Below are 6292 nucleotides of genomic sequence, written 5' to 3' on the forward strand. Positions count from 1 at the left end.
AATTATGCTAGTAATCAAAAGAGACGGGAGAAGAGAGTCCGTCAGATTTGACAAAATCACAGCCAGAATCGAAAACCTTTGCTATGAGCTGGACCCTAAATTCATTCAGCCCATTGAAGTCGCCAAAAAGGTAATTGATGGTCTTTACGATGGCGTGACTACTACTGAGCTGGATAATCTTGCTGCTGAAGTCTGTGCATCATTAACCGTAAAGCATCCTGATTATGCGATTCTGGCAGCGAGAATTGCTATATCTAATCTTCATAAGACTACTAGCCAGTCCTTCTCTAATACAATGAAGAGACTGTACACGTATATCAATCCCAAGACTGGTGAGAATGCCTCACTGATCGACTTAGAGGTGTATGGAATCATCAAGAAAAATGCTGCCAGATTAGATGCAGCAATAGATTATAAGCGTGACTTTGGGTATGATTTCTTTGGTTATAAAACTTTAGAAAGAAGTTATTTGATTCGGCTTGATGGCAAAGTAGTAGAGCGTCCTCAGCATATGCTAATGCGGGTAGCTATCGGAATTCATAAAGAAGATATCGATGCAGCCATTGAGACTTATAATCTACTTTCAGAAAAGTGGTTCACTCATGCCACCCCTACTCTCTTTAACGCAGGCACTCCAAAACCTCAGCTTTCTTCTTGCTTCCTTCTAACAATGAAGGAAGACAGTATTGATGGAATTTATGATACACTGAAGCAGTGTGCTAAGATCTCTCAATCTGCAGGTGGCATCGGATTATCCATACATCATGTGAGAGCCAAGGGGTCCTACATTAAGGGTACTAATGGACAGTCCAATGGTATCGTACCGATGTTGAGAAACTTCGATATGACGGCACGATACGTCGATCAGGGAGGTGGAAAGCGTAAAGGTAGCTTTGCGATTTATCTCGAGCCTTGGCATGCCGACATCAAGGAATTCCTTGAGTTGAAAAGAAACCATGGTAAGGAAGAAATGAGAGCTCGTGACCTGTTCTATGCGCTTTGGATTCCTGATCTTTTCATGAAGCGCGTGGAAGAAAATGGTCAATGGTCACTGTTCTCTCCAAGTGAAGCCCCTGGATTATCTGATTGTCATGGTGCAGAATTCGAAAGGTTATATACCAAATACGAAAAAGAAGGACGTGCACGCGAGACTATTAAGGCTCAGGAACTGTGGTTTGAGGTACTGGAATCTCAGATTGAGACAGGGACACCGTACATGCTGTATAAAGACGCTGCCAACGGCAAATCAAACCAGCAGAATTTAGGAACTATTAAGTCTTCAAACTTATGTACAGAGATTATTGAATACACCTCTCCAGATGAAGTTGCTGTTTGTAATCTAGCTTCCATAGCCCTTCCAAAATTTGTGACAGAAGGCAAAGATGGACGATTCTACTTCGATCATGATAAGCTCTATCAAATCACTAAGGTTGCTACAAGAAACCTGAACAAAGTGATTGATGTGAATTATTACCCGGTTGAAGAGGCCAGAAGGTCTAACTTCCGTCACAGGCCTATTGGATTGGGAATTCAAGGATTGGCTGATGCCTTTATTATGCTTCGAATGCCATTTGATTCTGATGAAGCGAAACGTTTAAATGAGGATATCTTTGAGACCATTTACTTTGCTGCCATGGAAACTTCCATGGAGCTGGCCAAGGTAGAGGGGACTTATGAAACTTTCGAAGGATCACCTGCCTCCAAAGGAATTATGCAATTCGATATGTGGGGAGTAACACCAAAGTCAGGAAGATGGGATTGGACTGATCTAAAAGAGAAAGTGAAGAAATTTGGAATTAGAAACTCCTTGCTGGTGGCACCTATGCCAACAGCATCCACTTCACAAATCCTCGGAAACAATGAGTGCTTTGAGCCTTATACCACTAATATTTATACCCGTAGAACTTTGTCTGGGGAATTTGTGGTGGTGAATAAGCATTTGATGAAAGATCTGATCAAGCTAGGTCTGTGGGATGATACCATGAGAAACAGATTGATCGCGGCGAATGGATCAGTGCAAAATCTTCCCGGTGTTCCACAAAACATCAAAGATTTATATAAAACAGTTTGGGAAATTTCTCAGAAGGTGGTGATTGATATGGCTGCTGATCGAGGAGCGTACATTTGCCAGTCTCAAAGTATGAATGTGTTCTTGCAGGATCCAAACTTTGGCAAGCTTACTTCTATGCATTTCTACGCATGGAAGAAAGGGCTCAAAACAGGAATGTACTATCTTAGGTCTCAGGCAGCTGCCAGCGCAATTAAATTTACTTTGGATAAGTCTGGTTTTGAAACCAAAGATGCCAAGGCCAAAGCTGAAGAAGAACAAGCCACCATCCAAAATAACACTTCAACTGTGACTTGTAGTTTAGATGACCCGAACTGCGAAGCATGCGGTAGTTAAAGAAAAGAGTTCGTTAAATGGGAAAAGGCGCTTGAGTATTTCAAGCGCTTTTTTTTACCTTCAAAAAAAACAAGCTATGATTTTGCTAGATCAAATTGAAAATTTAATTAAACCTCTAAAGAAGTCTGATGTACCTGAATTTGGTTTGATGAGTGCCCAGCATATGGTAGAACATTTGACTTTAACAGTAAAAATCTCCTATGGCAGAATCAAATTACCGGAATTTCAACCCAGTGAAAAAAATTTAAAACTAAAGGAAATTGTCATGAGTGATAATTTCGAATTTCCCAGAGGGGTCAAAGCCCCTGGACTTGGAGATAAGCTGATGCCTTTAAAATATCAAAATTTAGAAGATGCTAAGGATGCCTTATTAGAGAGTATTTCAAGCTACCGAGCATACTGGGAGGAAAATCCTAAGGAACAAAACATTCACCCAAGGTTTGGATACCTCAATAGGAAAGAATGGGATCATTTTCATGATCGGCATTTCAAACATCATCTTAAACAGTTTCGTTTGATATGAGCTAAACGAACTGATTGCATCAAATCTCTATGAAGACGTTCTGGCTCTGCCTTTTAAGTTTCACTTTATTTTTCATTTCCACCTTTTATTCCATAGCTCAAGACTTAGATGATGTCAAGGAGGTAGAGCAATTTTGGGTTGGGTTGATGGACAATGTAAGTAATGGTTCAGGCTCTGAGATGCCCTCCATTTCTATTGTCGCTGTAGAAGATGCAGAGGGTTTTATCGAATTTGAAGGAAATAGAATTGATTTTGATCTGACTAAAGGAGAAGAATTTTATTATACAGAAGACCTCACTTCCATGATAGTAAGTTCAGATAGGTCAATTGAAAACAAAGGTATCTACATCTATTCTGAAGGTGAAATTAATGTTACGACTGTAAACCGGAATGGCGGTTCCGTAGATGCCACTGATATATTACCGATTAGTCAATTAGGTTCTAAGTATATGGTTAGCTCTCATTGGGAGGTACAAAACAAAGGAATTGCCCTACTAGAGAGGCAAAGAGAAAATGAAAGTCTTGTGCTGCTCGTGAGTGTGGCAGATAATACTTTGGTTAGATTCTCCCCCAATGGAGTCCAAATAAATGGTTCATTCGGTCCCTTTGAAATTAACTTGAACCGAGGTGAAACATATCAATTTCAAGCTCGGGGAGACCTTTCCGGATCCGAAGTGGAAGTATTGAGCTCAGATGATGTCTGTAACAGGGTGGCCGTATTCACAGGAAACAGATGGGCAGATATCGGGGACCCAGAGTGTGGGGTTTTAGGCACTTCTCATATTTATCAGCAATCGAATCCAGACAAAGTTTTAGATACAGAATATTTTCATATCCCTATGAGGGATCGGGTGACTGGAGCACTCGTAAAAGTTATTGGTTCCGAAGATCAAACCAATGTCTTCTTAAATGGACAATTTTTGCAGGTTTTAAACCGAGGGGAATTCCTTACTGAGGATATACCTAATGGTCAAGCAGCCTATATTTCAGCAGATAAACCTATTAAGGTTTTCTCTTTGGGAAAATCTTTTGATTGTGTCATTTTAAGCCCAACTGCAGTAGAAGGACCTTCTAATGGCGACATTCTAGGAAACCCGCATTTGATCGAATATCTCGGGCCTAGTCAATTTACAACTGACATCGTAGCCTTTAATCCTCAAAGGTTGGCATACATCACCTATGCCCAGTTGGTTACACGAACTGTAGATGTGGACCAAATGCTCCTAAATGGAACTCCGATCGGTAATCTCTTTAATTCTTTTCCTGGTAACCCAAACTTTTCCTATGCCCAAGTCCCACTTCTTGTAGGGGTAAATCAGCTGACAAACGCTAATGGCTTTGGAGGATATATTTACAGGCTTGGCATTGGGGGGCTTTCGTTAGCCCAAGCTTTTGCGAATAATTTTTCGAACTCTGAATACCAAATAGAATCAGATATAACCTTCGAAAGAAATGGAGATTTGGTGGTTTGTGCAAACCAAGAGGGAACTTGGACAATTAATGGTTCCGACCCTTCATTTTCCCAATTTGAGTGGGATTTTGGTGATGATTCTGAGAAGAAAATAGGCCAAACAGTGACTCATACTTATGAGGATTTTGGTGAATATGAAATTAAAGTATTTGCCTTTGCCGAAGGCGAAAGCTGTGATATCATAGAATTACACATTCAAGATGTAATCGTGGAAGATGTGGAGGGCGAATTAACCGGCACTGAAAGAGCCTGTCCCAATGATGAATTGATTTACACATACACTTCTGAGTCATCACTCGCAGATATTACATGGGAAGTAATTGGCGGAGAAATAATTGATGAATTGAATATAGGCACAGTTGTGGTCAGATGGGGAACTAGTAATCCTAATGCCAGTATTTCGGCGGTTCCTTTGGCCGAAAATGGATGTGAAGGACCTGCTGAATCCTTATCTGTAGATATTAACCTTCAACTCGAACCTGAAGCTCCGGTAGGACAGGTATTGTTTTGCGAAGCAGATTTGATGACAAGTTTATATCAGGTACCAGAAGTAAATTCAAATCGAGGATATGAATGGATTGTGCAGGGAGGAACCATTGTGTCAGCCTTTGGAGAAAGAGAGGTGGAGATTGAATGGGACTCTTCAGTTGATATTCATACTCTTCAGTTCCGTGAATTCAGTTTAACTGAGGAATTTTGTGAAGGCCTTTCACCAGTTCTGGAAATCACTATTAATTCCGGCCCTGAAGTTACTGTCGCTTCAAAGGAAGACATTCAATGTTTTGGAGAAGAAAATGGCAGAATCGAGCTTAGTGTGGAGGGTGGAACTCCACCTTATCAATTTGTATGGTCACATGATCCTGATCTGAATTCGACTATAGCTGAAAATTTAGCCTCAGGTAATTATTCTGTAATCATAGAGGATGATTTGGGCTGCATTTCGGAAATTGATAATATACTGATTGAAGATGTACCTGCACTTCAGATTAATTCTCAATCGGTCTCTGGAGTCACTTGCTTTGGCCAAAATGATGGGACCTTTTCGGCTACTATTTCTGGAGGTGTTCCACCCTATGATATTGACTTAGCCGGTGCAGCAATAAATGGCGGCTCCATTTCTTTTTCTCAGCTGGAAGCTGGTATATATGAACAAGAGATCAGAGATGCGAATGGCTGTTTTCTACCGATTTCTTTTGAAATAACTTCTCCTGATCCCCTAGAAGTTCAGCTTAATGTGGTTCAAGCAGCTTGCCCTGGGGAATCAAATGGGATTATCGAGGCTAACCTGATAGGTGGCACACCTCCTTATAGCTATGAATGGCTTAATGCCCCCTCTTCCACCTCAATTCTTGATAATATTCCAACCGGAGATTATTCTATCAGAATTACAGATGCGACGGGCTGTGTAGGGATGGGACAAATTTTCTTACCTGAAGAAAGTCCTGAATCTAGAATGCCGACAGGTTTTAATCCTGATGATGGATTATTTGAACCGATTTCTGCTTGTCATCAGGAGTACGTTTTGACAATTTTTAATCGTTGGGGAAATATAATTTACTCTGGTAATACAGGATGGGATGGCACATTCGATGGAAAAAACGTTCCTGTGGGAAGCTATGCCTATAGTATAGACTACAACACTGTGGTGAATAACGTTGAAGAAACGGTTATAGAAAAGGGCTCCTTTGTTAAGGTGAAATAAAATAAGACCTTCCTTAACTATTAGAAAATAGCTGTTTGACCCTTAGAGTTTATTCATCAAGATTGAAGCAGCTTTTTTAAGTATGAACTCATTAAAAAAAAAGCCCCATGGGATGACCAAAGGGCTTTAGAATAAAGTGGCGGCGACCTACTCTCCCGGGTGTAACCCCAGTACCATCGGCGCTGCAGGGCT

Annotated in this window: 3 protein-coding genes; all 3 read left to right on the top strand. The window is 40.8% G+C overall.

The genetic code is table 11. From position 1 onward, the window contains the following. The first annotated feature begins 4 nt into the window (after positions 1–4). On the top strand, positions 5–2404 hold the full coding sequence (locus QVH07_RS17170) for a ribonucleoside-diphosphate reductase subunit alpha (RefSeq protein WP_290002881.1): 2400 nt from the start codon (positions 5–7) through the stop codon (positions 2402–2404). A 76-nt stretch (positions 2405–2480) separates the two neighbouring features. Beyond that, positions 2481–2927: a DUF1569 domain-containing protein gene (locus QVH07_RS17175; protein ID WP_290002885.1), complete on the top strand. Its 447-nt coding sequence runs from the start codon at positions 2481–2483 to the stop codon at positions 2925–2927. Positions 2928–2956: 29 nt separating this feature from the next. After that, positions 2957–6100: a PKD domain-containing protein gene (locus tag QVH07_RS17180; protein ID WP_290002887.1), complete on the top strand. Its 3144-nt coding sequence runs from the start codon at positions 2957–2959 to the stop codon at positions 6098–6100. Positions 6101–6292: the final 192 nt, after the last annotated feature.

Origin of the sequence: Algoriphagus sediminis (assembly GCF_030403435.1) — a bacterium.
Classification (GTDB): domain Bacteria; phylum Bacteroidota; class Bacteroidia; order Cytophagales; family Cyclobacteriaceae; genus Algoriphagus; species Algoriphagus sediminis.

What these genes read in the sequence shown, in the direction of transcription:
- QVH07_RS17175 (WP_290002885.1), top strand. Translation starts at nt 2,481, where the DNA reads ATGATTTTGCTAGATCAAATTGAAAATTTAATTAAACCTCTAAAGAAG.
- QVH07_RS17170 (WP_290002881.1), top strand. Translation starts at nt 5, where the DNA reads ATGCTAGTAATCAAAAGAGACGGGAGAAGAGAGTCCGTCAGATTTGAC.
- QVH07_RS17180 (WP_290002887.1), top strand. Translation starts at nt 2,957, where the DNA reads ATGAAGACGTTCTGGCTCTGCCTTTTAAGTTTCACTTTATTTTTCATT.